Source organism: Delftia sp. DLF01, assembly GCF_014852125.1.
Taxonomy (GTDB): domain Bacteria; phylum Pseudomonadota; class Gammaproteobacteria; order Burkholderiales; family Burkholderiaceae_C; genus Comamonas; species Comamonas acidovorans.
On the sequence record NZ_JACVAZ010000003.1, the window covers coordinates 320,386 to 345,650 of the forward strand.

The window sequence follows — 25,265 nt, forward strand, 5'->3', positions numbered from 1 at the left end:
AGCGGGATCAATCCACCAGCCCCGCATAGACGTGCTGCACGTCGTCATCGTTCTCGATGCCGGCCAGGAAGTCCTGCACTTCCTCCTGCTGCTCGGCCGACAGGCTGGCCATGCTGACCGGCGTCTTGGCCTTGTAGCCCAGCTTGGCCGACAGCACCTTGAAGCCCTGGGCCGGCAGCGCCTTGCTCACGGTATCGAGGTCCGTCGGGTCGGTGATGAACAGCGTCGTGCCCTCTTCCTCGCCGGGCTCGAAGTCCTGTGCGCCGGCCTCGATGGCGGCCAGCTCGGCATCGGCACCGCCTTCGGGCTCGCCCTCGATCATGCCCACATGGTCGAAGTCCCAGGCCACGGCCGTCATCTGGCCCTTGCGGAAGCACACGCGCATGTTGGGCGCCGTGCGGTTCACGTTGTCGGTCAGGCACTCGATCATCACGGGCACGCGGTTGGGGCCGTAGCCTTCATAGACCACGCGTTCGTAATTGACGGCGTCGGCACCCACGCCCGAGCCCTTCTTGATCGCACGCTCGAGCGTGTCCTTGGGCATGGAGGCCTTGCGGGCGGCTTCCACGGCCATGCGCAGGCGCGAGTTGCCTGCCGGATCGGCACCGGCGCGCGCCGCGACGATGATTTCCTTGGCCAGCTTGCCAAACAGCTTTCCCTTGGCATCGGCGACCAGCGCCTTGCCCTTTGCTTTCCATTGCGCGCCCATGGCTGCTTTTCCCTTGCGGATTCTCTGGTGGGTAGGAGGCGCCGCCGACCGCCCCACGCAGGGACCCGGCCCGGCGCCGAAAGAGCGCTGTTTATACACCCGCGCAAGTGGCTGCGCGGGCTTTTTGCACAGTGGTTGACAGGGCGCCGCTGGCTCTGGCCGCGTCGTGCATGATGTTTGCCAGATCAAAGCCGCCCGACTGCGCATCGTGCACGGTGACGGGCGCCTCGCGTCGGCAATGGCTGGTCTGCCCCCTGTGGACCGGCAAGGTAACGGCCAGCGAGCAGGCGCTGCCGCGCCTGGGCCAGCGCGTCCGTGATGTCCGTCAAGGACCGGACGGCTGGCTTTACCTGCTGACGGACGCCCAGGACGGGCAGTTGCTGCGCGTCACCGCCACGCCCTGAGCCCCGTCACGCGCGGCGGCTCACTGCACGGTGATGCCGTTGGCCTTGACCACGGCATCCCAGCGCTTGCGCTCGGCCGCCACGAAGCCCGTGAAGGCGGCGGAGGAACTGCCCACGGGCGTCAGGCCCAGCTTTTCCAGGCTGGCGCGCGTGGCCGGCAAGGCCAGTGCCTTTTGCACCAGGTCCTGCAGCTTCTGCACGGTGTCGGGCGCCGTGCCCGCAGGCAGGAAGAAGCCGTTCCACTCCGTTACCTCGAAGCCCTTGATGCCGCTTTCCGCCACCGTGGGCACGTCGGGCAGGTCGGGCATGCGCTTGGCCGAGGACACGGCCAGCGCCTTGAGCTTGCCGCCCTTGACGTAATTGATGCTGGAGGCCGCGTTGGCAAAGTACACATCGACCTGGCCGCCCATGACATCGACAATGGCGGGCGCCCCGCCCTTGTAGGGAACGTGGACGGCATCGAACCTGGCGTCTGCCTTGAGCAGTTCCGTCGCCATCTGGGCCAGGCTGCCCGGACCGTAGGAGGCATAGGTGAGCCTGCCGGGCTTTTGCCGCGCGGCATTCATGAAGTCGGCCAGGCTGTTGTAGGGAGAGGACGGCGCGGCCACGAGGATGTTGGGCACGCTGATGGCCTGGGACACGGCAATGAAATCCTTGGCCGGGTCATAGGGCAGCTTGCGCAATGCGGGGTTGATGGCGAAGGACGATGCGTCATACAGCACCGTATAGCCATCGGCCTTGGCGCGCGCCACGAGGGCGGCACCAATGGCGCCGCTGGCGCCGGCCTTGTTGTCCACCACCACGGTCTGGCCCGAGACCTCGCCCAGCGCCTTGGCGATGATGCGCGCCGCATTGTCCGCGCCGCCGCCGGCCGAGAACGGCACGACGACCGTGATGGCCTGTGCGGCCGGATAGTCGGCCGCATGCAGCGTGCCCTGGAAAAGTCCCAGTCCCAGGCCCAGCCCCAAGGCCAGCACCGTCATGGCGGGCCGCAGTGTCTTGATCTTCTTCACGTTTCTGTCTCCTGTTGCTCAATGGTGAAAACCTGGGCTGCGAGGCTTGCGTGCCCCGCGCCCTCAATCGAATCCGTACAGCTCGGCGGCGTTGTCCACCAGCACGCGGGCGCGCAGCGCCGCATCGGGAATCCAGCGCGACAGCAGCGCCAGCAGCATGGGGGTCTGCGGCGGATGGGCAACTTCGGTGACATGGGGCCAGTCGCTGCCCCAGACCAAGCGCTGCGGGGCCTCGGCCACCCAGGCCTGCGCCAGTGCGTCGCAGTCGGCATAGCCTGCGGCCAGGCCCGCCCGGCTGTTCAGATACGGGCCCGAGAGCTTGACCCAGGCCCTGCCCTGCTGCACCAGCCCACGGACCACGCCGAAGGCGGGCTGGTGCACGCCAGCGCCGTCAGCACTGTCAGCGAGCCGCGCCATGTGGTCGAACACCAGGGTGCATGGCAGCCGCTGCAGCAGCGCCGCATGGGCCTCGATCTGGCTGGCCAGCCAGTGCAGCTGCACATGCCAGCCCAGCGCGGCAATGCGCTCGGCCAACGGCTCCAGCATGTCCAGCCGCACGGCTGCATCGTGCTCGGTGTGCAGCGAAAAGCGGATGCCGCGAATGCCGCCGTCATGCAGCGCCTGCAACTGTGCGTCGGTGATCTCGGGGTGCACCACGGCAATGCCGCGCGTGCTTGCAGCGCCCAGCGACTGGATGGCGTTCAGCGTGGCCCGGTTGTCCGTGCCATGCGCACGCGGCTGGACGATGACGGCCCGCTCCAGCCCCATGGCGCCGCGCAGCTGCGCATAGTCGGCAGCCGTGGCATGGGCGCCAAAACGCGTACCAAAGTGCGTATCAGAACGCGTACCAAAGCGCGGATCGAAGACGTGCAGATGGGCGTCGCAGGCGCCTGCGGGCAGTGCGTGCATCAGCGGCTCTCTTGCGCAGCGGCCTTCAGCGCCTCGGTATGCTGGCCCAGCGTGGGGGCGGCAAAGGCCGGTGGGCCGGGCGTGCGGTCGAATTCGACGGCGCCGGCAAAGCCCCGGTAGCTGCCCAGGGTCGGGTGCTCGAAGCGGGTGACCATGCCCTCGGCCTGCACCTGCGGGTCGTCGAACATGTCTTCCACCGTTCGGGCCGCCGCGCAGGGCACTTCCTCGCCAAACAAGGCTTCCCATTCCAGTGCGCTGCGCCCCGCCAGCGCCTGGCGCAGCAGGGGCACCAGCACGTCGCGGTGCTGGGCGCGCTTGCGCACGGAGTCGTAGCGCTCGTCGCTGGCCACCTCGGGCAGATCCAGCTTGCGGCACAGCGCGGCCCAGAAATGCACGGTGTTGGCCGAAATGTAGAGATAACCTTCGCGCGTCGGGTGGATGCCCGTGATGCCGCCGGAGCGCATGTCGCGCCCCACCTCGCGCGGCTCGCCCTCGGCCCAGACCATGCGTGCGGACTGCATGGTCAGCGCCGCGCGCAGCAGGGACACGCCCACATGCTGGCCCAGCCCGCTTTTCTCGCGCTCGTACAGCGCCGACGACACGCCGCCCGCCACCAGGGCCGAGGCGTAGTAGTCCACCACGGAGCCATAGAGAATCTCGGGCGGCCCGCCTGCCTTGCCCTGCATGGCGCACATGCCGGTCATGGTCTGCAGCACCTGGTCGTAGCCCGCCTTGGCCTTGAGCGGCCCGCGGCTGCCATAGCCGGTGACGCTGCAATAGATGAGGCGTGGGTTGATGGCGGCCAGTTGCGCAAAACCGATGCCCAGCCGCTCGGGCACGCCGGGCCGGAAGTTGTGGACCAGCACATCGGCCTCGCGCACCAGGCGCAGCAGCACGGCATGGTCGGCCTCGTCCTTCAGGTCCAGCACCATGCCCCACTTGCTGCGGTTCACGCCCAGGAAGGCGCGGCTTTCCGCTTCCAGCGTGGAGGGGTACTTGCGCAGGTTGTCGCCCACGGGCGGCTCGACCTTGATCACCTCGGCGCCCTGGTCCGCCAGCAGCGAGCAGCCGTAAGGCCCCGCGATATAGGCGCTCAGATCCAGCACGCGCACACCGCTGAGCGGGCCTTTCGGTCCCTGGCGTTCACCGGGCACAAAACTCATTCGTTTCTCCTGATAGGGAAGCGGGAAGGCCTGGGGCGCCTCCCGCCAAAGGCCGGGTTCAATCGGCCTGGATATTGCGGTCCTTGGCGAGCTGCTTCCAGCGCGCCACGTCGCTGCGGATCACTTGTGCGAACTGCTGCGGCGTCACGGGGTTGGCAATGGCGCCTTCGCGCAGGAAGCTGGCCTGGATGGTCGGCTTGGCCAGCACCTGGTTCACGGCCTGGTTGAGGCGGTCCACGATGTCGGCGGGCGTGCCCGCAGGCGCCAGCAGCCCCCACCACAGATCGAATTCGTAGCCCGGAATGGCCGTTGCCATGGGCGTCAGGTCCGGCGCAATGGGGCTGGGCTTGAGGCTGGTGATGCCGATGGCGCGCAGCTTGCCGTTGCGCACCATGGGCAGGATGGACGGGCCGCTGGAGACCAGCATCTGCACCTGGTTGCCGATCACGTCGGTCACGGCCGGACCCTGGCCCTTGTAGGGCACATGCATGATGTCCATGCCCGGCACCATGGAGCGCATCATCTCGGTCGCGAAGTGGTTGATGCTGCCGGTGCCCGAGGTGGCGTAGTTGAACTGGCCCGGGCTGGCCTTGATGGCGCGCACCAGATCCTGCGGCGTCCTGGCCGGGAATTCATTGTTCACGGCCACCACCAGCGGGCCCTTGGCAAACATGGCCACGGGCGCCAGGTCCTTGACGGGGTCGAAGGGCATCTTGGCCTGTACCGCGGCATTCGTGGTCATGCTGGACGAGACCGCCACCAGCGTGTAGCCGTCTGCCGTCGCCTTGGCTACCGAGGCCGTGCCGGTGTTGCCGCTGGCGCCGGGCCGGTTGTCCACGATCACGGTCTGCTTGAGCAGATCACCCATTTCCTTGGCCACCTGGCGTGCGAACACGTCGTTGGAGCCACCCGGCGGATAGGGAACCACCATGGTGATGGCCTTGGACGGGAAGGCGCCCTGCGCCATCAATCCCGGCGAAGCCAGCCCGGCCAGCGTGGCCACCGTTGTGGTGGCGGCCAGCGCCACCAGCCTGCGCCGCGCGCGGCAATGGGAAATGCTCATGTCTTTGTCTCCTGTACTGTTTCTTGTCATGGGGATGCCCGGCATGCGGGATGCCGGGGCACCGGATTGCCGGCCGCCCGTTCAGGCCGCCAGCAGCCCCTGTGCATGCGCCGCAGCCACGATGGCCTGAGCACGCAGCACAAAGGGCTTGTCCACCATCTTTCCGTCCACCACATAGGCGCCCAGGGCGTTGGCATCTGCCTGGCGGGCCGCCTCCACCACCTTCAGGGCGTGCCCGATTTCCTGCTCGGTGGGCTGGTAGACCGCATTGGCCAGGGCGATCTGGCTGGGATGTATGCAGGTCTTGCCCAGAAAGCCCAGGCCGCGCGACAGGCGGGCCTCGGCGCTGAAGCCCTCGCTGTCGCGGATGTCGGCAAAGGCGCCGTCGTAGGCGTAGACGCCGGCCTCGGCGGCGGCCATGCGCACGGCAAACAGCGCCTGGGCAATGGCGGCGGGCTCGCGCCGGTTCACGCCAAAGGGCTCGAACAGATCGCCCAGCCCCATCTGCAGGCCGGCCACGCTGGCATGGGCGCTGGCCAGTTCGGCAGCGCAGCGCAGGGCGCGGGGTGTTTCTATGTTGAGCAGCAGGCCAGGCGCCTGGGCCACGCCGTTGGCATCTGCCGCCTCGGCAATGCGCTGTGCGGCCTCGCGCACCTGCTGCACGGTCTCGGGCTTGGGCAGGTTGATGAGGTGCACGCCGTCGCGCACCATCTCGGCGATGTCGGCGCCGAAATGCGGCGTATCCATGGCGTTGACGCGCACGATCAGCGTCTTGCCATGGCCCCGGCTTTCAGGGCTGAGCAGGAAGCTGCGCAGCAGGCCGCGCGCCTCGTCCTTGCGGGCCTCGGCCACCGCGTCCTCCAGGTCGAAGGACAGTGCGTCGGCCTCGCCAGCCAGGGCCTTGGCGAACAGCTCGGGACGCGATGCGGGAACAAACAGTTTGCTTCTCATGCACCGCATTGTGGGCGGCAGAAAGCCAAGAGAAACACAGGTAATATTTGTTCAAACCACACAAATTCTTTGTTTATGGAAACCAGCTACCTGCACAGCTTCCTGCTCGTGGTCGAGACGGGCTCCATGGCCGAGGCTGCGCGGCGCCTGAACATCACGGCCGCCGCCGTGGCCCAGCAGATCCGCATCCTGGAGCGCGAGTTCGACGCCCCCCTGCTGGCCCGCGCAGGCCGCACCGTGCTGCCCACGCCAGCCGGCCACCGACTGTCGCAATCGGCCCCGCTGCTGCTGCGCGAGCTGGCCAACGCCAAGACCCATGTCAACCATGAGGGCGCCGACGGCGAGCTGGTGATAGGCACCATCAACACGGCCCTGCACAGCCTGCTGCCCGACATCCTGGCGGGCTTTGTGAAGAAGTGCCCGCAGACCAAGGTGTTCCTGCGCTCGGCCACCACGCGCGAGCTGTACCAGGCCGTGCAGCAAGGCGAGCTGGATGCCGCTGTATGCCTGCACCCCTCCTTCGCCCTGGCCAAGACCTTCGACTGGACACTGCTGCGCGAGGAGCCGCTGGTGCTTCTGGTGCCGCACCAGCTGGCGCACCTGGACCCGCACACGCTGCTGCGCACCCAGCCGCTGATCCGCTATGACCGCAGCCTGGGCGGCGGGCAAATGGTGGAGCGCTACCTGCGCGCCGCGCAGATTGCGCCGCAGGAGCGCTTTGAACTGAGCTCGCTGGTGGCCATTGCCATGATGGTGGAGCGCGGCCTGGGCGTCTCCCTGGTGCCCGACACGGCACTGAACCTGCCCGATGGCCAGGGCGTGGTGCGCCTGGCCCTGCCCGAGGAATCGCAGTCGCGGCGCTTTGGCGTGATGTGGCTGCGCTCGTCGGCACGGCTGCCGTTGATCCACAGGCTGGTGGACTGCGCACGCACCGTGGTCAAGCAGCGCGGCGGCCCGCGCGCTGCCGCGCGCTCAGCAACTAGGACACCGTAGCCCGCGCCGTCAGGACTCCGCCACGGCCGCCGTGGCAACCAGGTCCTGGAACCTGCGCAGCACGGCCGACGCATCGCCCACGCGCGTGGCCAGATGCAGGGGAGCGGCCAACCCGGGGCACTGGGACAGCGCACGGTAGACAATGCCGTCGCTGCGCAGGCGCTGCATGGAGGCCGGCACGATGGACAGCCCCAGCCCTGCCGAGACCAGGCTCAGCGTGGCCGTCATGCGCGGCGCCTCCTGCACCACGCGCGGGCTGAAGCCCGCCTCCAGGCAGGCCTTGAGAATGGCGTCGTACAGGCCCTGCCCTACCCTGCGCCGGTACAGCACGAAATCCTCCGAGGCGAGCTGCGGCAAAGGCACGGGCCGGCGCAATGGGCGTGCCAGCGCATGCCCTGCCGGCAGGGCCAGCAGCATGGGCTCCTCCAGAATCGGCACGGCCTGCAGCCCCTGGCTGCCATGCAGGGGCGAGCGCACAAAGGCCGCGTCCAGCCGCTCGTGCAGCAATGCGTCCATGAGTTCACCCGTGCCCGACTCCTCCAGTGCCACGGCCACGCCGGGCACCTGCTGGCGGAACATGCGCAGCACGCCGGGCACGAAGGGATGCAGCGCGGCAGAGCTGGTGAAGCCCACGGCCAGCCGGCCCGTCTCGCCCCGGGCGGCACGGCGCACCACCTCGGCCAGCACGTCACAGCGCTCCAGCAGCGCCTTGGACTCTTCCAGCAGCGCCAGCCCCGCCGCCGTGGGCCGCACGCCGCGCGGCAGGCGCTGCACCAGCTCCACGCCCAATTCGTGTTCCAGGCCCTGCAGCAATCGCGTCAGCGGCGGCTGCTGCATGCCCAGGCGCTCGGCCGCGCGGGTGATGTGGCCTTCCTCGGCGATGGCGACAAAGGCGCGCAGTTGGCGAAGCTCGGGCACATCAATACTTTCAAGGTATGGGAAGACATCAATTGTGGCATTTGCAATCATGGATGGACGGATTTACGCTCGCGCCCCACAAACACACCTACCTGAAAGGCAACACGATGACCTGGTCCGCAAAGCAGTACACAACGTTCGAGCAGGAACGCACGCGCCCCGTGCGCGACCTGGTGGCCGCCATTCCCGATCTGCCTGGCCGCGCCGTGCGGCTGGCCGTGGACCTGGGCTGCGGCCCCGGCAACTCCACCGAGGTCCTGGCCCAGCGCTTCCCCGAGGCCACCGTGACGGGACTGGACAATTCCGAGGACATGCTGGATGCCGCACGCAAGCGGCTGCCGGGCACGGCCTTCTCACTGGCCGACATCGCCACCTGGCAGCCCGACCAGCCGCAGGACGTGATCCTGGCCAATGCCTCGCTGCAGTGGCTGCCCGACCACCAGCAGCTTTACCCGCGCCTTGTCAGCCACCTGGCACCCGGTGGCAGCCTGGCCGTGCAGACGCCGGACAACCTGGAAGAACCGGCCCACCGGCTGGCACGCGAAGTGGCCGCCAGCGGCCCATGGGCCGCCACGATTGGCGATGTGCGCCACCCCGCACGGCACAGCGCGGACTTCTACTACGCCCTGCTTCGCCCGCACTGCAGCAACGTCGATGTCTGGCGCACCACCTACTTCCACCCGCTGGCGGGCGGCCATGCCGCGGTGGTTGAGTGGTTCAAGGGTTCGGCGCTGCGTCCCTTCGTCGCGCCGCTGGACGAGGAGCAAAAGGCCGGCTTCTACGCAGCGTATCTGCAGGCCATCTCCCAGGCCTACCCCGCGCTGGACGATGGCACGGTGCTGCTGCCCTTCCCCAGGCTGTTCATCGTGGCCAGCCGCTGAAGCAGCGCGCCTTCGGCCCTCAACGCGCCGGATGCGGCTCGATGAGATCCCACAGATTGCCGTAGAGGTCTTCGAACACGGCCACGGTGCCGTGGGGCTTGCGCTGGGGGTCCTGCACAAAGCGCACGCCGCGCGAGCGGTAGGCCTCGAAGTCGCGCAGGCAGTCGTCGGTCTGCAGGAACAGGAACACGCGCCCGCCGGTCTGGTTGCCCACGCGCGCGGCCTGCTCCTCATTCGTGGCGCGGGCCAGCAGCAGGCGCACACCGCCGCCACCGGGGGCCACGGTGACCCAGCGCTTGCCCTCGGACAGGGCGGTGTCCTCGATCAGCACGAAGCCCAGCGCGCCCACATAAAAGCGCAGCGCCTCGTCATAGTCGCGCACGGCGACGCTCACCTGTCCTATCACCTGGGGCATGGAATCCTTTGCAGCAATGGTGCGGTCCTCGGACCGCGGGGCCGCGAGGATAACGGAGCCCTGTCAATGCCCTGCCGCCCTGGCCCGTAAGCCCTGCGGCTGGCCCCACAATGGCGGCTTGCAATTGCCTCGTGAGGGATGGGAATCCATGCTGAATGCCTTGTGGCTGGGCTTTTTTCTGGTGGCGGCCGTGGCTGCGCTGGCGCAATGGCTGGTCGGCGGCCAGGCCGGGATTTTCTCGGCCATGGTGCAGGCGCTGTTTGCCATGGCCAGGCTGTCGGTCGAGGTCATGGTGCTGCTGTTCGGCACGCTGACGCTGTGGCTGGGCTTTCTGCGCATCGCAGAGAAGGCCGGCGTGGTGGAGTGGCTGGCGCGCGTGCTGGGCCCGTTGTTCGCCAGGCTCATGCCCGAGGTGCCGCGCGGCCATCCGGCCCTGGGCCTGATCACGCTGAACTTCGCGGCCAACGGGCTGGGACTGGACAACGCGGCCACGCCCATGGGACTGAAGGCCATGCGCTCGCTGCAGGAGCTCAATCCCCGGCCCGACACCGCCACCAATGCGCAGATCCTGTTCCTGGTGCTCAATGCGTCGTCGCTGACCTTGCTGCCCGTGACCATCTTCATGTACCGCATGCAGCAGGGTGCGCCCGATCCCACCCTGGTCTTTCTGCCGATCTTGCTGGCCACCTCGGCCTCGACCCTGGTCGGCCTGCTGGCCGTGGCCGCCGTGCAGCGACTGCCGCTGTGGAGCCCCGTGGTGCTGGGCTATCTGCTGCCGCTGGGCCTGGCGCTGGCGGGCTTCATGGCCTTTCTGGCCACGCTGTCGGCGGCCGCGCTGGCGCAGCTGTCATCGCTGCTGGGCAACCTGACGCTGTTTGCCCTGATCGTGCTGTTCGTCACCCTGGGCGCCTGGCGCAAGGTCGCGGTCTACGACAGCTTCATCGAAGGCGCCAAGGAAGGCTTTGACGTGGCCAAGGGCCTGCTGCCCTACCTGGTAGCCATGCTCTGCGCCGTGGGCGTGTTCCGCGCATCGGGTGCGCTGGAGTACGCGCTGTCGGGCATACGCTGGGTGGTCGATGCCCTGGGCATGGACGCCCGCTTCGTGGACGCCCTGCCCACGGCCCTGGTCAAACCCTTCTCGGGCAGCGCGGCGCGCGCCATGCTGATCGAGACCATGCAGACCCAGGGCGTGGACAGCTTCGCCGCCCTGGTGGCCGCCACCATCCAGGGCAGCACCGAAACCACTTTCTACGTCCTGGCCGTCTACTTCGGCGCCGTGGGCATACAGCGCGCCCGCCACGCCGTGCCCTGCGCCCTCATCGCCGAACTGGCCGGCGTGGTGGCGGCCATCGTGGTCTGCTACAAGTTCTTTGGCTAAAGGCACAAATGGGCGCTGCGCCTAAAGCCGACGCGGCCCAAGGCGAGGAACACCGAGCAAGGGCCTACGCCACCCGCCCCGCCTCGCCCCGCCGCGAGGGTGTCGCACCTCTCGGGAGAAGCCGCGCAGCGGCTCAGGGGGGACTAAAGTTCCGGCATGATCGCCTCGGCATAGTCATACAGCGCCCCCAGGATTTCCTCTCCGCGCTCGTCGGCAGTTTCCGATAACTGATCGACCATGGCAAACATCTGCTCGGCCGTGCGTGCGCCGCCCTTGCCGTCGATCAGGCAGGCAGCGCAGTGCTGCAGCCAGCGCTGGCGCTCGGCCGGGTTCAGGCTGGCGGGGAAGTTGCGGGCGCGGTATCGGAACAGCAGTTCGGTCAAGCGCGCATCGTCAAAGCCCGTGCGGTCCAGCGCCAGCTCCTGCGCAGACAGGCTGCGCAGGTGGTTCAGGCGGCGCCGGTCCTCGTTGCCCACAAAGCCGCCGTACAGGTCCTGGTCGGCATCCAGCCCTTCCTGCGTAGGGCGCTGGTGAACGGCACGCCACAGCGCGCTCATGTCGGGCAGGTCACGTGCAATGGCCGCATGGCCCATGCACTGCTCCACATCGATGCCCCATTGCGCGGCCATGGCAGGGCTCAGCGTCTTGAGGCTGCCGACCACCATGGGCGACTTGTTGACGTGAATGCTCTTGATGGGCAGGCGCTGCACGCCCTCGGGCAGGTCGGCCGCGCGCGAGAACAGGCGCAGGCGCAGCGTTTCCACGTCGATGGAGGCCAGCTCGGACGGGTCCTGCGCCAGATCCCAGCAGATGATCTCGTTCTTGTTGGTGGGGTGCGTGGCCAGCGGCCACATGACGGCGATGCAGCCGCGCTCGGGCCGGATCATGCCGCTGACGTGCAGGAAGGGCCGTGCATGCGCCGGCTCGGCCGGCAGGCCCATTTCCTGCAGCACGCGGTCCTTCTTGTGCAGCGAGAAGGCGAAGTCGAACAATCTGGGCTGGACCTTGCGGATCAGCCGCGCCAACCCGATGGTGGCGCGCACATCGGACAGCGCGTCGTGCGCCTTCTCGTGCAGGAGGCCATTAGCGCGGGCCAGGTCCTCGAGCTTGAAGCTCGGAGATCCATCCTCCTTTTTCGGCCAGACAATGCCCTCGGGGCGCAGCGCATAGACCATGCGCACCACGTCGAGCAGGTCCCAGCGCCCGCAGCCGTTTTGCCATTCGCGCGCATAGGGGTCGATGAGGTTGCGCCAGAACATGAAGCGCGTGATCTCGTCGTCAAAACGGATGGTGTTGTAGCCCACGCCCACGGTGCCTGCCTGGGCCAGTTCTGCCTCGATGCGGGCGGCGAACTGGGCCTCGGGCATGCCCTGCTCCAGGCATTGCTGGGGGGTGATGCCGGTGATCAGGCAGGACTGCGGATCGGGCAGGTAGTCGCCTGCCGGCTGGCAGTACCACATGACGGGCTCGCCGATTTCATTGAGTTCCGCATCGGTGCGGATGCCCGCGAATTGCGCGGGCCGGTCATAGCGCGGCTGGGCGCCGAAGGTCTCGTAGTCGTGCCAGAAGAAGGTATGGGCCATCGGGCGAGTATGCCTGCGAAAAACGGGCCACCGGCCCTCACAGCAGGGGCGAACACAGCCGCGCGCCCGAGTCGAACAGGCGCAGCGCAAAGCCCAGGTCGCGCTTGAAATGCACGCGCTGGGCCTGCTCCAGATCGGCCTCGAACTGCTTGGCCAGATCGCCGTTGAGCGCAGGCCCGTAGGCGATGGCGCAGACCTCGTAGTTCAGGAAGAAGCTGCGGTAGTCGAAGTTGGCCGTGCCGATGATGGCGATGTTGTCGTCCACCACCAGGGTCTTGGAGTGCAGCATGCGCGCCTTGTACTCGTAGACGCGCACGCCGCAGCGGATCAGCTCGTCGTAGTAGGAGCGCGCAGCCGCCGTGACCAGGGCCGAATCGGAGCGACGCGGCACCAGCAGCTGCACATCGACACCGCGCAGCGAGGCATTGGTGAGCGCTGCCAACGCGGCCTCCGTCGGCACGAAATACGGCGTGGTCAGCCAGACACGTTCCTCGGCCGCGTTGATGGCCGCAAGATGGGCGCGGTAGATGGCCTGCAGGCCGTTGTCGGGGCCCGAGGTGATGATCTGCACGGGCAGCGGGCCCTCGGGCGCGTCCGGCAGCAGCAGGTCGATGTCGGCGGGCTCGTTCTTGGGGTCCTTTTCCAGCGCATAGGCCCAGTCTTCGAGGAACACGGTCTGCAGCCAGTTGACGATGGCGCCCTCCAGGCGCAGGTGCACGTCGTGGTAGGCATCGGGCATGACACGCGCGTTCTCTTCGTCAGTCACGTTGACGCCGCCCGTGAAGCCCACCTTGCCGTCGCACACCAGGATCTTGCGGTGGGTACGGAAGTTGATGACCGGGCGCAGCCGTCGGCCGATCTTGGTGCCATGGAACAGCGCGACCTCGGCGCCCGCATCCTCCAGCGGCTGCAGAAAGCGCCGTCCCAGCTTCTTGGAACCCAGGGCATCCACCAGCAGGCGCACCTGTATGCCTGCGCGGGCCCGCTGTATCAGCAGGTCGCGCAAGGCCGTGCCGGTCTGGTCCGGCTCGAAGATGTAGTACTCCAGGTGGATGTGGTGGCGCGCCGCATTCACCGCCTCGATGATGGCGTCGAAGGTGGCAGCGCCGCCCACCAGCAGCCGCAGGTCGGCGGCCGTGCTGACGGGAAAGTCGCTGGTGGCCGCCACCAGCCGCGCGACCTGGTGCAGTCGCTCCGAGCTGCCCGGCATGCGCTCGCGCAGGCGCTGCACGCCTGTTCGCACACGAGATGTCTTTCGCGCACGCAGCCGCTTGATGCGCTGGCGCTTGAGCCGCTGCGGGCCGAAGAAGTAGTAAATGGCCAACCCGCCCACGGGAATCGCCGCCATGGACAGAAGCCAGCTCAGCGTGGCCACGGGTGCGCTGCGCTGCAGAAGGATCCACACCGCGACGATCACCACATAGACCGACCAGGTCACCGACAGCAGCAGCAGCGCATTCTCATGGGTCAGGTACTGACGAAGCCACTCCACAAAGACTCCTTCGGGCGGATCAAAGAAAAAGCCGGCAGCCCGGGGGGCTGTCGGCTTGCGCGATGGGCATCAGGCGATGCACATCAGTCGGCGGTGGCCTCTTTGGGCTCGGCCGGCTCGGACGCCGGGTCCTGCTTGGGCTGGGGCGTGATGTCGAGCTTGACTTCGCCCTTGTCGGCATCGTCGGCATCGGCCACCCAGTCCACTTCCAGGCGGCCACCGTCGACCAGTTGCCCGAAAAGCAGCTCGTCGGCCAGCGAGCGCCGGATGGTGTCCTGGATCAGGCGCTGCATGGGGCGAGCGCCCATGAGCGGATCGAAGCCCTTCCTGGCCAGGTGCTTGCGCAGCGCATCGGTGAAGGTGACCTCCACGCGCTTTTCGGCCAGTTGCTGCTCCAGTTGCAGCAGGAACTTGTCGACCACGCGCAGGATGACCTGCTCGTCCAGCGGCTTGAAGCTGACGATGGCGTCCAGACGGTTGCGGAACTCCGGCGTGAACAGGCGCTTGATGTCGCCCATTTCGTCGCCGGCCTGGCGCGGGTTGGTGAAGCCGATCGAGGCCTTGTTGATGGTCTCGGCGCCCGCGTTCGTGGTCATGATGAGGATCACGTTGCGGAAATCGGCCTTGCGCCCGTTGTTGTCCGTCAGCGTGCCGTGGTCCATGACCTGCAGCAGCACGTTGAAGATGTCCGGATGCGCCTTCTCGATTTCGTCGAGCAACAGCACCGAATGCGGCTTCTTGGTCACGGCCTCGGTCAGCAGACCGCCCTGGTCAAAGCCCACATAGCCCGGAGGCGCGCCGATCAGGCGGCTGACGGCATGGCGCTCCATGTACTCCGACATGTCGAAGCGGATCAGGTCCACGCCCAGGATGTAGGCCAGCTGCTTGGCCGCTTCCGTCTTGCCCACGCCCGTGGGGCCGGAGAACAGGAAGGAGCCGATCGGCTTGTCCGGCTTGCCCAGGCCCGAGCGCGCCATCTTGACCGAGGAGGCCAGCGCTTCCAGCGCCTTGTCCTGGCCGAAGACCACGCTCTTGAGGTCGCGCTCCAGCGTCTGCAGCTTGCTGCGGTCGTCGTTGGACACGTTGGCAGGCGGAATGCGCGCGATCTTGGCCACGATGGCCTCGATCTCGGCCTTGTCGATGGTCTGCTTGCGCTGCTCCACCGGAATGATGCGCTGCGCGGCACCGGCCTCATCGATCACGTCGATGGCCTTGTCGGGCAGGTGGCGGTCATTGATGTACTTGGCCGACAGCTCGGCCGCAGCCTGCAGGGCGGCGGCGGCGTACTGCACGCTGTGGTGTTCCTCGAAGCGCGACTTCAGGCCCTTGAGGATGTCCACGGTCTCGGCCACGGTGGGCTCGACCACATCGACCTTCTGGAAACGCCGCGACAGCGCCGCATCCTTTTCGAAGATGCCGCGGTACTCGGTGAAGGTGGTCGCGCCGATGCACTTGAGCTGGCCGCTGGACAGCGCCGGCTTGAGCAGATTGGACGCGTCCAGCGTGCCGCCCGAAGCGGCGCCCGCGCCGATCAGCGTGTGGATTTCGTCGATGAACAGGATGGCGTTGGGCCGGTCCTTGAGCGACTTGAGCACGCCCTTGAGGCGCTGCTCGAAATCACCACGGTACTTGGTGCCCGCCAGCAGAGCGCCCATGTCCAGCGAATAGACCACGGCCTCGGTCAGCACCTCGGGCACCTTGCCCTCGGTGATGCGCCAGGCCAGGCCTTCGGCGATCGCCGTCTTGCCCACGCCGGCCTCGCCGACCAGCAGCGGGTTGTTCTTTCGGCGGCGGCACAGGATCTGGATGGTGCGCTCGACCTCGTAGTCGCGCCCGATCAGCGGATCGATCTTGCCGTCCTTGGCCGCCTGGTTGAGGTTCAGCGTGAACTGCTCCAGGGGCGAAGCCTTTTCGTTGCGCTCGCCACCGGCGCCCTCTTCGGACTCCGCAGGGTTTTCGGCCTTGGCGGGCTCGGGCGGTTCGCCCTTCTTGATGCCGTGGGCAATGAAATTGACCACGTCCAGGCGCGTCACACCCTGCTGGTGCAGGTAGTAGACGGCGTGCGAATCCTTCTCACCGAAGATGGCCACGAGCACGTTGGCGCCCGTGACTTCCTTCTTGCCGTTGCCGGTGGATTGCACATGCATGATGGCGCGCTGAATCACACGCTGGAAACCCAGCGTGGGCTGTGTGTCCACCTCATCGGAGCCCGCCACCTGGGGCGTGTTGTCCTTGATGAAGTTGGACAGGGCCGAGCGCAGGTCATCGATGTTGGCTGAGCAGGCGCGCAGCACTTCCGCTGCACTGGGGTTGTCCAGCAGGGCCAGCAGCAGGTGTTCCACGGTGATGAACTCGTGGCGCTGCTGGCGCGCTTCGACAAAGGCCATGTGCAAGCTGACTTCCAGTTCCTGGGCGATCATTGATGACTCCTTTTCGCTTGCTGGGGATTATTGACTGCAACCATAAATCAGGGCGGCCCGGGTTTATTCAACAGGCTCGAACATCGCCTGCAACGGATGGCCTGCCTTCTGGGCCGCCTGCAGCACCTGTTCGACCTTGGTGGCCGCCACGTCGCGCGAGTACACGCCGCAGACGCCGCGGCCATCCAGATGGATCTTGAGCATGATCTGGGTGGCCGTTTCGCGGTCCTTACCGAAGAGTTCCTGCAGGACGATGATGACGAATTCCATGGGCGTGAAGTCATCGTTGAGCATCACGACCTGGTACATCTGCGGCGGCTGGACGCGCTGGCGTCGCCGCTCCAGCACCACGGCACCGTCATCGTCGGACACGGGCCGCACTGTAGGGATGGCAGGAGGGATCGAAGGGGGTTGGGTTGCCATGAAAATCATTCTAGCCATCGGAGCCACTGTTTTCCGGAAGGGATATGCGAGGCATGCCTGAAGAATTCAAGCGCGGTGCCCGCCCGGGCCGGCAAGCACGCACCAAAGCAGTGCCTGCTCGCCGCCATCGGGCGCTGCGCCACCTTGCGGGTTATTCGTAGACCACCTTGACCTGGGCACTGCCGGCCTGGGCGTACCAGGCCGCCAGGGCCGCATCGCTGGGATAGAAGCGGCTGGCATCGCCCAGCGCCAGCTCGCAGCTGGCCGAGCCGCGCTCGTCCTCGCAGACCAGCCCCAGGCGCACTTTCATGCCGCGCTGCAGCTCGCCGTGCTCGCCCTGCTCCACCACGGCGGGGAACTGGCGCAGCAGGCCAAGCACGTCAGGCATCTTCTCGCCCACGCTGACCTGCAGGTAGCGCGCAAAGCGGCAGCGCGCGTCTGCCAGATTCCACAGCTGCTGGGCCTTCATGCGCAGGCCGCCGCTGAAATGGTCGAGCTGCAGGCGCCCGGTGATGACGACGAATTCATCGTCCTTGAGCAGTTCGCGGTAGGTATTGAGCGTGTTCTCGTCCACCGAGGCCTCGATCACGCCCGAGCCGTCATCGATCTTGAACAGGCCCAGCCGCCCGCGCTGGCCATTGATGGCGCGGAAGTCGCTGATGATGCCGGCCAGCGTCTGGGGCTCGCGGCTGTCGCGCAGCTCGGCCAGGGGCGTGCGCACGAAGCGGCGCACCTCTTTCTCGACCTCGTCGAACAGGTGGCCCGAGAGGTAGAAGCCCACCGCCGTCTTTTCCTGGGTCAGCCGCTCCTTCACGCCCCAGGGCAGTGCCTCGACCAGCGGCGGCTCCTGGGTGCTGGAGCCCACGGCGTCATCGCCCATCATGTCGAACAGGCCGCCCTGGTTGGCGTTGGCCAGCGTCTTGTTGCCGAACTCGAAGGCATGGTCGATGGAGGCCACCAGCGACGCCCGGTTGAGCTCGATGGCGTCGAAGGCGCCGCCCTTGATCAGGGCTTCCAGCGTGCGCTTGTTCAGGCGCGTGCGGTCCACGCGCACGCAGAAGTCGGCCAGGCTCTTGAAAGGACCCTTGTCGGCACCGCGCGGCCCCACGCCGCGGCCTTCGCGCGCCGCAACGATGGCCTCGATGGCCTGCTGGCCCGTGCCCTTGATGGCGCCCAGGCCGTAGCGGATGACCTTGTCGGTGACGGGCTCGAAACGGTACATGCCGCGGTTGACATCCGGCGGCTCGAAGCTGATGCCCATCTTGAGCGCGTCTTCGTACAACACCTTGAGCTTGTCGGTGTTGTCCATTTCCACGGTCATGTTCCCGCAGTAGAACTCGGCCGTGTAGTGCACCTTGAGCCAGGCCGTGTGGTAGGCCAGCAGCGAGTAGGCGGCGGCGTGCGACTTGTTGAAGCCGTAGCCCGCGAACTTCTCCATCAGGTCGAAGACCTCGTCGGCCTTTTCCTCGCTGATGCCCTGCTTGGCCGCGCCCTCGCGGAATATCCCGCGGTGCATGACCATTTCCTCGACCTTCTTCTTGCCCATGGCCCGGCGCAAGAGGTCGGCGCCGCCCAGCGAGTAGCCGCCCAGCACCTGGGCGGTCTGCATCACCTGCTCCTGGTAGACCATGATGCCGTAGGTCTCGGCCAGCACCTGCTCGACCAGCGGGTGCGGGTACTCCACCACTTCCTTGCCGTGCTTGCGCGCGACGAAGCTGGGGATCAGGTCCATGGGACCCGGACGGTACAGCGCGTTCAGTGCGATCAGGTCTTCCAGGCGGCTGGGCTTGGCGTCGCGCAGCATGCCCTGCATGCCGCGCGATTCAAACTGGAACACGGCTTCAGTCTTGCCCTCGGAGAACAGGTGGTAGGTGCGCGCATCGTCCAGCGGGATGTTCTCGAAGGCGAAGTTCTCCTGGCCCTTGTGGCGCTTGATGATGAACTCGCGCGCGATCTCCAGGATGGTCAGCGTGGCCAGGCCCAGAAAGTCGAACTTCACCAGGCCCACGGCCTCCACATCGTCCTTGTCGTACATGGCCACGGCCGAGTCGCTGCCCGGCTGCTGGTACAGCGGGCAGAAGTCGGCGAGCTTGCCCGGAGCGATCACCACGCCGCCCGCGTGCATGCCGATGTTGCGAGTCATGCCTTCGAGCTTCTGGGCCATTTCGATCAGGGTCTTGACGTCTTCTTCTTTTTCGATGCGCTCGGCCAGCATGGGCTCGGCCTCGATGGCGTAGGTGTACTTGTCGCCCTCCTTCTTCGGATTGGGCGGGTATTTGAGCGTGACGTGCAGGCCCGGCTTGTTGGGAATGAGCTTGGAGATGCCGTCGCAGAAGGTGTAGCTCATGTCCAGCACGCGGCCCACGTCGCGGATGGCCGCGCGCGCGGCCATGGTGCCGAAGGTGGCGATCTGGCTGACGGCGTCGCGGCCGTAGAGCTGCTTCACATAGTCGATGACGCGGTCGCGGTTGGCCTGGCAGAAGTCCACGTCGAAGTCGGGCATGGACACGCGCTCGGGGTTCAGGAAGCGCTCGAACAGCAGGTTGTACTCCAGCGGGTCCAGGTCCGTGATCTTGAGCACGTAGGCCACCAGCGAGCCCGCGCCCGATCCGCGGCCCGGGCCCACGGGGCAGCCGTTGAGCTTGGCCCACTTGATGAAGTCGCCCACGATGAGGAAGTAGCCCGGAAAGCCCATCTTGAGGATGGTGCCGATCTCGAATTCCAGCCGTTCCACGTAGCGCGGGCGCTGCGCCTCGCGCTTGGCGGGATCGGGATACAGGTGGGTCAGGCGGTCTTCAAGGCCGTTGAAGGATTCGCTGCGGAAGAACTCGTCCATGGTCATGCCGTCAGGCACGGGGAAATTGGGCAGCTGCGGCTTGCCCAGCACCAGGGTCAGGCTGCAGCGGCGCGCGATTTCCACGGTGTTGGCAATGGCGCTGGGAATGTCGGCGAACAGCGCCTGCATCTGCGCGGCGGTCTTGAAATGCTGGTCGCGCGTGAAGCGGCGCACGCGCTTCGGGTTGGCCAGGATCTCACCCTCGGCGATGCACACGCGCGCTTCGTGGGACTCGTAGTCGTCGGGGCCGAAGAACTGGATGGGGTGCGTGGCCACCACGGGCAGGTTCAGCCGCTCGGCCAGTTGTACGGCCGCCAGCACGTGCGCCTCATCGTCCTGGCGGCCGGCGCGCTGCAGTTCGATGAAGAAGCGGTGCGGGAACATGCCTGCCAGCCGCTGGGCCACGGCGGCTGCGCCTGCCTCGTCGCCGCGCATCAGCGCCTGGCCCACGGGGCCGGCCTGGGCACCGGCCAGGACGATCAGCCCCTCGCCCAGCTCCTGCAGCCAGGCCCAGGTGTGCACGGCCTGGCCCTTGACCACGTTGCGGGTCCAGCCACGGGCCAGCAGTTCGGACAGGTTGTGATAGCCCAGCGGGCTTTGCACCAGCACGATGATGCGCGAGACGGCGGCGCCGTTCTCGCCTTCGATCTGGATTTCCGCGCCCAGCACGGGCTTGACGCCCTTGGCCCGCCCTTCGCGGTAGAACTTGACGCCGCCAAACAGGTTGTTGAAGTCTGTGACGGCCAGTGCGACCTGCCCATCCTCGGCGGCGGCCTTGACGATGGCATTGATGCGGTTGGTTCCGTCCACGACGGAGAATTCGGTGTGCAGGCGCAAATGGACAAACATATGGGCGCCATTGTAGAAAGCTCCGCAAGGCCGGGGCCCGTTCACGGCCATGCCTTTGCCGCCGCCCCCGCCTGCGGGGCGGGCATCGCAGGCCGTTACAATGCTTCGGCCCGGTTGCGGGAAAATCAGGCTTTGTGCGGCCCCTCAGCGCGGCCCGCCTCCCTGCCCGCCAACCCTCTCACCGCCCTTCGATTGCCCGAGAAACGTCCACCATGCAGCGTATTCCCCTGTCCATCGTTCCCGCCATGCTGGTCGCAGGCGTTCTGACAGCCTGCTCCAGTACGCAGCAAGACCCTACTGCCAAGTGGACCCCGGACCGCATCTATACCGAGGCCCGCGACGAAGCCGCCTCCGGCGCGTTCGACAAGGCCGTTCCGCTGTTCGAGAAGCTCGAAGGCCGTGCCGCCGGCACGCCCCTGGCCCAGCAGGCCCAGCTCGACAAGGCTTATGCCCAGTACAAGAGCGGCGACAAGATCCAGGCCACCGCCACGCTGGACCGCTTCCTGAAGCTGCATCCGGCCAGCCCCGCCACCGACTACGCCCTCTACCTGAAGGGCCTGGTCAACTTCAATGACAACCTGGGCATGTTCTCCTGGCTGTCGCGCCAGGATCTGTCCGAGCGTGACCAGAAGGCCGCCAAAGACTCGTTCGAGTCCTTCCGCGAACTGGTGACGCGCTTCCCCGAGTCGCGCTACGCCGAGGATTCGCGGCTGCGCATGCAGTACATCGTCAACTCTCTGGCGCAGTACGAAGTGCATGTGGCCCGCTACTACTACGGACGCGGCGCCTACGTGGCCGCCATCGCGCGCGCGCAGACGGCCGTCAAGGACTACCAGGGCGTGCCCGCCGTGCGCGAGGCCATGCAGATCCTGGTGAATTCATACGACGCCCTGGGCATGACGCAGTTGCGCGACGACGCGCAACGCGTACTGACCGCCTCCTACGGCCAGGAGTCCGACCAGGACCTCACGGCAAAGCAGAAGTCGTGGTGGAAGCTGTGGTGATCTGCGGCGCAGGCTGCGCCAGCGCCTGCAGGGCCTGAACAAAGGCCGCCTCGTCCACCAGGGTCCGCATGGGCGGCAGCGCGGCACGCAGCCGCCGCCCGTAACCCATGGTGGCCAACCGGGAATCACAGACCACGAGCACGCCGCGATCCGTCTCACGCCGGATCAGGCGGCCAGCGCCCTGCTTGAGCGCCATGGCGGCCTCGGGCAGCATGTAGTCGGCAAAGGCCTGACGCCCCACGGATTCCAGACTGCGCGAACGCGCCTCGACCAGCGGATCGTCGGGCGGCGGAAACGGCAGCTTGTCGATGACCACCAGCTGCAGCGCATCGCCCGGCAGGTCCACCCCCTCCCAGAAAGTGGCAGAGGCCACGAGAATGCAGCCCCGCCCCGGGCGCGCCCCCGTGCCTTCCTCGCCTTGCGTGCCTTCCCTGCCTTCTCCGGCCGCAATAAAGCGCTCGATCAAGGCCAGCTTGGGCGCCTGCCCCTGGACCAGCACATCAAGTTCACCAAACAGCCCCAGCGACTGCTGCAGCGCATCGCCTATGGCGTGCAGCGCCCGCAGCGTGGTCGTCAGCACCAGCGTGCGCCCGCCCAGGCGCTGGGCAGCATCCAGCGCCAGGCGCGCCACCTCGGTGCTGTGCGTGGCACTGCCGGCCTGGGCAAAGGGCCGGGGCACGTAAAGCGCTGCCTGCCGCGCATAGTCAAAGGGACTGTCCACGCGCAGCACCTGGGCCTCGCGCAGGCCGCAGGGCTCGGTGAACCAGCTCAGGCGCTCGTCGTCACCCAGCGTGGCCGAGGTGAAGATCCACGCGGTGCCCGATGGCTGCCGAGGCAGGCCTGCAGCTTCGGGAACGGGCACGGGCGCGCCTTCTTCCTGTGCTTGTGTCTCGGGCTCGGGCTCGGGCTCGGGCTGTGCATCCTCTCGCTCCTGATCTGCCGATCCCTCCTGCTCCTGCGTCAACCCCAGCAGCCGCGTGCGCATGATGTGCGCAATGGTCAGCGGAGACTCCAGCATGCGCATCTGCTGGCTGCCCAGCTCCAGCCAGCGCACCGTGTCCTGCACGGCGGCTGCGGCAAAGGTGGCCAGGCGCCGCAGCAGCTCGTTGCCGCGCTCGAACAGCCTGCGCAGTTCGGGGTCGCTGACCTGCAGTTGCACCAGCGGTTCCAGCAATGCCCGCAGGCTGCGCCCCAGTGTGACCAGGGCGGTGCGCCAGCGCTGCGCGTCCAGCCCCTGCGGCGTCACGCCCTGCCAGGGCAGGCGCCCGCCCACCGGGGGCTTGCCTGCCGCCAGTCGCAGCTCGCGCAAGGCCTGCTCCACACGTGCCGAAAGCTGCATCCAGTCGGCCATGCCGCGCGCCAGTTCCTGGCCGGCGCGCAGCACATCGCGGGCATAGCCCGTCAGTTGCTGGCCCGACAGACTCTGGCCCGCGAACTGCACGCCGGTGTCGTTGAGCTGGTGGGCCTCGTCCACCACGACCACGCCCACGCTGGGCAGCAACTGGGCCACGCCCGACTCGCGCACATCCAGGTCGGCAAACATCAGGTGGTGGTTGATGACCACCACATCGGCCTCCAGCGCAGCGCGGCGGGCCACGTTGACATGGCAGTCCTGCCAATGCGGGCAGTCGGAACCCAGGCAGTTGTCGCGTGTGGAAGTGACCAGGGGCAGCGCGGGCGAGCGCTCGTCCAGCGCGGGCAACTCGCCCAGGTCGCCCGTGCGCGTGGTGCGTGCCCATCGCTCGACCAGGGCCACGCTGCGCAGCACCTGCGGGTCCTGCGGCGCCGTGCGGCCCTGGCGCACACGCTCCAGCCGCTCCATGCACAGGTAGGCGCTGCGGCCCTTGAGGCGCGCCATACGCAGCGGCATGCCCAGCGCGGCAACGAGGCGCGGCAGATCGCGGGCATACAGCTGATCCTGCAGCGCGCGCGTGGCCGTGGACACCAGCACGCGCTGGCCGCTGAGCAGGGCCGGCACCAGGTAGGCATAGGTCTTGCCCACGCCCGTGCCGGCCTCGACCACCAGGGTCTGGCGCTGCTCGATGGCCTGGGCCACGGCCAGGGCCATGCGGGTCTGCCCCTCACGCGGCAGGAACAGCGCCTCGGCGCGCGACAGCAGGCCTTGCGGCGCGAAGGCCGCCTGCACGGCAGCGGTCAGGGAATGCAAAGGGCGGGTCCGTTTGTTGAAAAAGAGAGCGCCGCCGGGGTGCGGCGGGCCAGCGCCGGGGACGGTGCTCCGATAATATGCGCCATGACATTGGTGTGCCCATCCACCGCCCCAAGAGCCCACCAAACCAGAGACCATGCAGCCAGCGTACCGACTCCAAGCCGCCACAGGCATCCATCGCGGTGACAGGCAATACCAGCAAGACCAGGTGATGCTCATGGCCCACCCCTATGTACACGGCTGCCTGCTGGGCGTGCTGGCCGACGGCATGGGCGGGCGCAGTGGCGGGCGCAAGGCCTCCGACCAGGTCATGCTCACGGCGCGCCAGCTGTTCGAGCGCTTCGAGCCAGGCAAGGAGGACTGCACGGCGCTGCTGGAGAGCATCGTCCACGAGTCGCACATGGTGATCCGGCTGACGGCCATTTCGGCCGAGCAGGAGCCGCACAGCACCATTGCCGCCTTCGTGCTGCTGCCCCAGGGCCGCTGCCACTGGGTGCATTCGGGCGATTCGCGCATCTACCACTACCAGGGCGCGACCATGGTCCACCGCACCAAGGACCACTCCTACGTCCAGTCCCTGGTGGACAGGGGAGAACTCACCGAATTCGAGGCCCATGTGCACCCCAAGTCCAACATCCTGCTGGGCTGCCTGGGCACCGAGGCCGAGCCGCCCATGAGCCACCACGTGATCGAGCACGTGCACCCGGGCACCACGCTCATGGCCTGCAGCGACGGCGTCTGGCACTACTACACGGCGGAGGAACTGGGCACCGTGCTCAACGCGCTCACGCCGCGCGAGGCCACGGAATTCCTGATCGACAAGGCACGCGTGCGCGCCCAGGGCGGTGGTGACAACCTGTCGCTGGTGGTGCTCAAGCTCGAGGCACTGGAGCAGCCGGTGACGGCGTGACCACCGAACTCAGGGCGCCGCAGGCGCGGGAGGCGCAGGCGCGGGAGGCGCAGGCAGTGGCGCTGCCTGCGGGCCGCGCTCGCGGGCGGCATCGGCGGCACGGGCCTTGCGCTCGGCAGCCTCTTTTTGCTTGGCCTCGAACTGGGCGCGGGCGGCAGTTCGCCGCTCCTGCTCCTGCGCAGACTGGCGCTGCTCGATCTGCGCCTGGCGATCACGCTGGTGGCTGGCCTGCTGGGCTGCGCGCTGCTGTGCGTCCTGGGCACGCTGGGCCCTGATGGCCTGGGTGTCGCGCTGGGCGGCCGGTGGCCGCTCCTTGGCTTGCATGGACGAGGCGGCCTTCTGGGCCTTCTTGGCCTCGATATCCTCAAGGCGCTGGGCGGCGCGCTCCTTGCGCTCCTCGTCGTTGATCTGCAGCTCGCGTTCGCGCAGCGGCTTGTCCTGCTCACGGGCCTCCTCGCGCGCCTGCCTGAGGCAGTCTTCCACGGCAAAGCGCTGGTAGCACTCGGACTCCAGGGCCGTGCGCCGCCTGTCGATGACGGCACGCTGGGCCGCGATCTCGGCGCGTGCGGCCTTGCGCTCGGCCTGGACCTGCTTTGCAGCCTGGGCGCGTTCCTGCCGCGCATCGGCATCGCTATCCGCGCCAGCCTCCGCAGCCATGGCCGGGCCGGCCAGCACAAGGCAGGCCAGCGCAGCGCCCAGGGGAGCGGGCAGTTTCTTCAAAAGGGCGAAAGCAGAGGTAGGCAGTTTCAGCATGTACAGGTCCGGCAAACGACGCCAGCGGTCG

At 67.5% G+C, this 25,265-nt stretch carries 21 protein-coding genes; 6 read left to right on the forward strand and 15 right to left on the reverse strand.

Annotated elements, in window-relative coordinates; all coding sequences use genetic code 11:
- Window positions 1–7: 7 nt before the first annotated feature.
- A complete protein-coding gene (locus IB269_RS16760) occupies window positions 8–709 on the reverse strand; it encodes a YebC/PmpR family DNA-binding transcriptional regulator (protein WP_012205353.1) in 702 nt (233 codons plus the stop codon).
- Between the two features lie 173 nt (window positions 710–882).
- Here IB269_RS16760 and IB269_RS29090 point away from each other — a divergent pair, with 173 nt between their 5' ends.
- On the forward strand, window positions 883–1,113 hold the full coding sequence (locus IB269_RS29090) for a PQQ-dependent sugar dehydrogenase (protein ID WP_225614165.1): 231 nt from the start codon (window positions 883–885) through the stop codon (window positions 1,111–1,113).
- A 20-nt stretch (window positions 1,114–1,133) separates the two neighbouring features.
- On the opposite strand, the gene IB269_RS16770 is transcribed toward IB269_RS29090, so the two are convergent.
- From IB269_RS16770 to IB269_RS16790, 5 genes are all read right to left on the reverse strand, one after another.
- The gene (locus IB269_RS16770) at window positions 1,134–2,126 is read right to left on the reverse strand and encodes a tripartite tricarboxylate transporter substrate binding protein (protein ID WP_192367748.1); all 993 of its coding nucleotides are present in this window, start codon (window positions 2,124–2,126) and stop codon (window positions 1,134–1,136) included.
- 63 nt (window positions 2,127–2,189) lie between these two features.
- Window positions 2,190–3,035 carry an amidohydrolase family protein gene (locus IB269_RS16775; RefSeq protein WP_192367749.1) on the reverse strand — a complete coding sequence of 282 codons (846 nt, stop codon included), beginning with the start codon at window positions 3,033–3,035 and terminating at the stop codon, window positions 2,190–2,192.
- Window positions 3,035–4,198: a CoA transferase gene (locus tag IB269_RS16780; RefSeq protein WP_192367750.1), complete on the reverse strand. Its 1,164-nt coding sequence runs from the start codon at window positions 4,196–4,198 to the stop codon at window positions 3,035–3,037. The genes IB269_RS16775 and IB269_RS16780 overlap by 1 nt, the downstream gene beginning before the upstream one ends.
- A 58-nt stretch (window positions 4,199–4,256) precedes the next feature.
- The gene (locus IB269_RS16785) at window positions 4,257–5,261 is read right to left on the reverse strand and encodes a tripartite tricarboxylate transporter substrate binding protein (protein WP_034393042.1); all 1,005 of its coding nucleotides are present in this window, start codon (window positions 5,259–5,261) and stop codon (window positions 4,257–4,259) included.
- Window positions 5,262–5,342: 81 nt separating this feature from the next.
- The gene (locus IB269_RS16790) at window positions 5,343–6,212 is read right to left on the reverse strand and encodes an HpcH/HpaI aldolase/citrate lyase family protein (protein ID WP_034393039.1); all 870 of its coding nucleotides are present in this window, start codon (window positions 6,210–6,212) and stop codon (window positions 5,343–5,345) included.
- A gap of 75 nt (window positions 6,213–6,287) precedes the next feature.
- Between IB269_RS16790 and IB269_RS16795 the strand changes: the two genes are divergently transcribed.
- Complete coding sequence (locus tag IB269_RS16795) at window positions 6,288–7,205, forward strand: LysR family transcriptional regulator (protein ID WP_099733802.1); 918 nt, start codon at window positions 6,288–6,290, stop codon at window positions 7,203–7,205.
- Window positions 7,206–7,214: 9 nt separating this feature from the next.
- On the opposite strand, the gene IB269_RS16800 is transcribed toward IB269_RS16795, so the two are convergent.
- Window positions 7,215–8,123, reverse strand: coding sequence for a LysR family transcriptional regulator (locus IB269_RS16800; protein ID WP_192367751.1), 909 nt, complete (start codon window positions 8,121–8,123; stop codon window positions 7,215–7,217).
- Window positions 8,124–8,230: 107 nt separating this feature from the next.
- Here IB269_RS16800 and tam point away from each other — a divergent pair, with 107 nt between their 5' ends.
- Window positions 8,231–9,004: a trans-aconitate 2-methyltransferase gene (gene tam, locus IB269_RS16805; RefSeq protein ID WP_174549407.1), complete on the forward strand. Its 774-nt coding sequence runs from the start codon at window positions 8,231–8,233 to the stop codon at window positions 9,002–9,004.
- A gap of 19 nt (window positions 9,005–9,023) precedes the next feature.
- Here the strand turns inward: tam and IB269_RS16810 are convergent, their stop codons facing one another.
- Window positions 9,024–9,419: a VOC family protein gene (locus IB269_RS16810; protein ID WP_013802649.1), complete on the reverse strand. Its 396-nt coding sequence runs from the start codon at window positions 9,417–9,419 to the stop codon at window positions 9,024–9,026.
- A gap of 148 nt (window positions 9,420–9,567) precedes the next feature.
- Between IB269_RS16810 and IB269_RS16815 the strand changes: the two genes are divergently transcribed.
- Window positions 9,568–10,797, forward strand: a complete 1,230-nt coding sequence (locus IB269_RS16815) for a nucleoside recognition domain-containing protein (RefSeq protein WP_063326291.1) — start codon at window positions 9,568–9,570, stop codon at window positions 10,795–10,797.
- 143 nt (window positions 10,798–10,940) lie between these two features.
- Here IB269_RS16815 and sbcB read toward each other — a convergent pair whose 3' ends face one another.
- The 5 genes from sbcB to dnaE form a co-directional block, all read right to left on the reverse strand.
- Window positions 10,941–12,380: an exodeoxyribonuclease I gene (gene sbcB / locus IB269_RS16820; RefSeq protein ID WP_192367752.1), complete on the reverse strand. Its 1,440-nt coding sequence runs from the start codon at window positions 12,378–12,380 to the stop codon at window positions 10,941–10,943.
- 37 nt (window positions 12,381–12,417) lie between these two features.
- Window positions 12,418–13,872, reverse strand: coding sequence for a cardiolipin synthase (cls, locus tag IB269_RS16825; protein ID WP_012205340.1), 1,455 nt, complete (start codon window positions 13,870–13,872; stop codon window positions 12,418–12,420).
- A gap of 83 nt (window positions 13,873–13,955) precedes the next feature.
- Window positions 13,956–16,292, reverse strand: coding sequence for an ATP-dependent Clp protease ATP-binding subunit ClpA (clpA, locus tag IB269_RS16830; protein ID WP_097202510.1), 2,337 nt, complete (start codon window positions 16,290–16,292; stop codon window positions 13,956–13,958).
- Window positions 16,293–16,355: 63 nt separating this feature from the next.
- Window positions 16,356–16,733 carry an ATP-dependent Clp protease adapter ClpS gene (clpS, locus tag IB269_RS16835; protein ID WP_012205338.1) on the reverse strand — a complete coding sequence of 126 codons (378 nt, stop codon included), beginning with the start codon at window positions 16,731–16,733 and terminating at the stop codon, window positions 16,356–16,358.
- 133 nt (window positions 16,734–16,866) lie between these two features.
- Window positions 16,867–20,400: a DNA polymerase III subunit alpha gene (dnaE, locus tag IB269_RS16840; RefSeq protein WP_043820947.1), complete on the reverse strand. Its 3,534-nt coding sequence runs from the start codon at window positions 20,398–20,400 to the stop codon at window positions 16,867–16,869.
- Window positions 20,401–20,612: 212 nt separating this feature from the next.
- Here dnaE and IB269_RS16845 point away from each other — a divergent pair, with 212 nt between their 5' ends.
- Window positions 20,613–21,404: an outer membrane protein assembly factor BamD gene (locus tag IB269_RS16845; protein ID WP_012205336.1), complete on the forward strand. Its 792-nt coding sequence runs from the start codon at window positions 20,613–20,615 to the stop codon at window positions 21,402–21,404.
- Here IB269_RS16845 and IB269_RS16850 read toward each other — a convergent pair.
- Complete coding sequence (locus IB269_RS16850) at window positions 21,367–23,571, reverse strand: ATP-dependent DNA helicase (protein WP_192367753.1); 2,205 nt, start codon at window positions 23,569–23,571, stop codon at window positions 21,367–21,369. The genes IB269_RS16845 and IB269_RS16850 overlap by 38 nt on opposite strands.
- Before the next feature lie 136 nt (window positions 23,572–23,707).
- Here IB269_RS16850 and IB269_RS16855 point away from each other — a divergent pair, with 136 nt between their 5' ends.
- Window positions 23,708–24,481: a PP2C family protein-serine/threonine phosphatase gene (locus tag IB269_RS16855; protein WP_034393013.1), complete on the forward strand. Its 774-nt coding sequence runs from the start codon at window positions 23,708–23,710 to the stop codon at window positions 24,479–24,481.
- A 9-nt stretch (window positions 24,482–24,490) separates the two neighbouring features.
- On the opposite strand, the gene IB269_RS16860 is transcribed toward IB269_RS16855, so the two are convergent.
- On the reverse strand, window positions 24,491–25,234 hold the full coding sequence (locus tag IB269_RS16860; RefSeq protein ID WP_192367754.1) for a hypothetical protein: 744 nt from the start codon (window positions 25,232–25,234) through the stop codon (window positions 24,491–24,493).
- Between the last annotated feature and the right edge of the window lie 31 nt (window positions 25,235–25,265).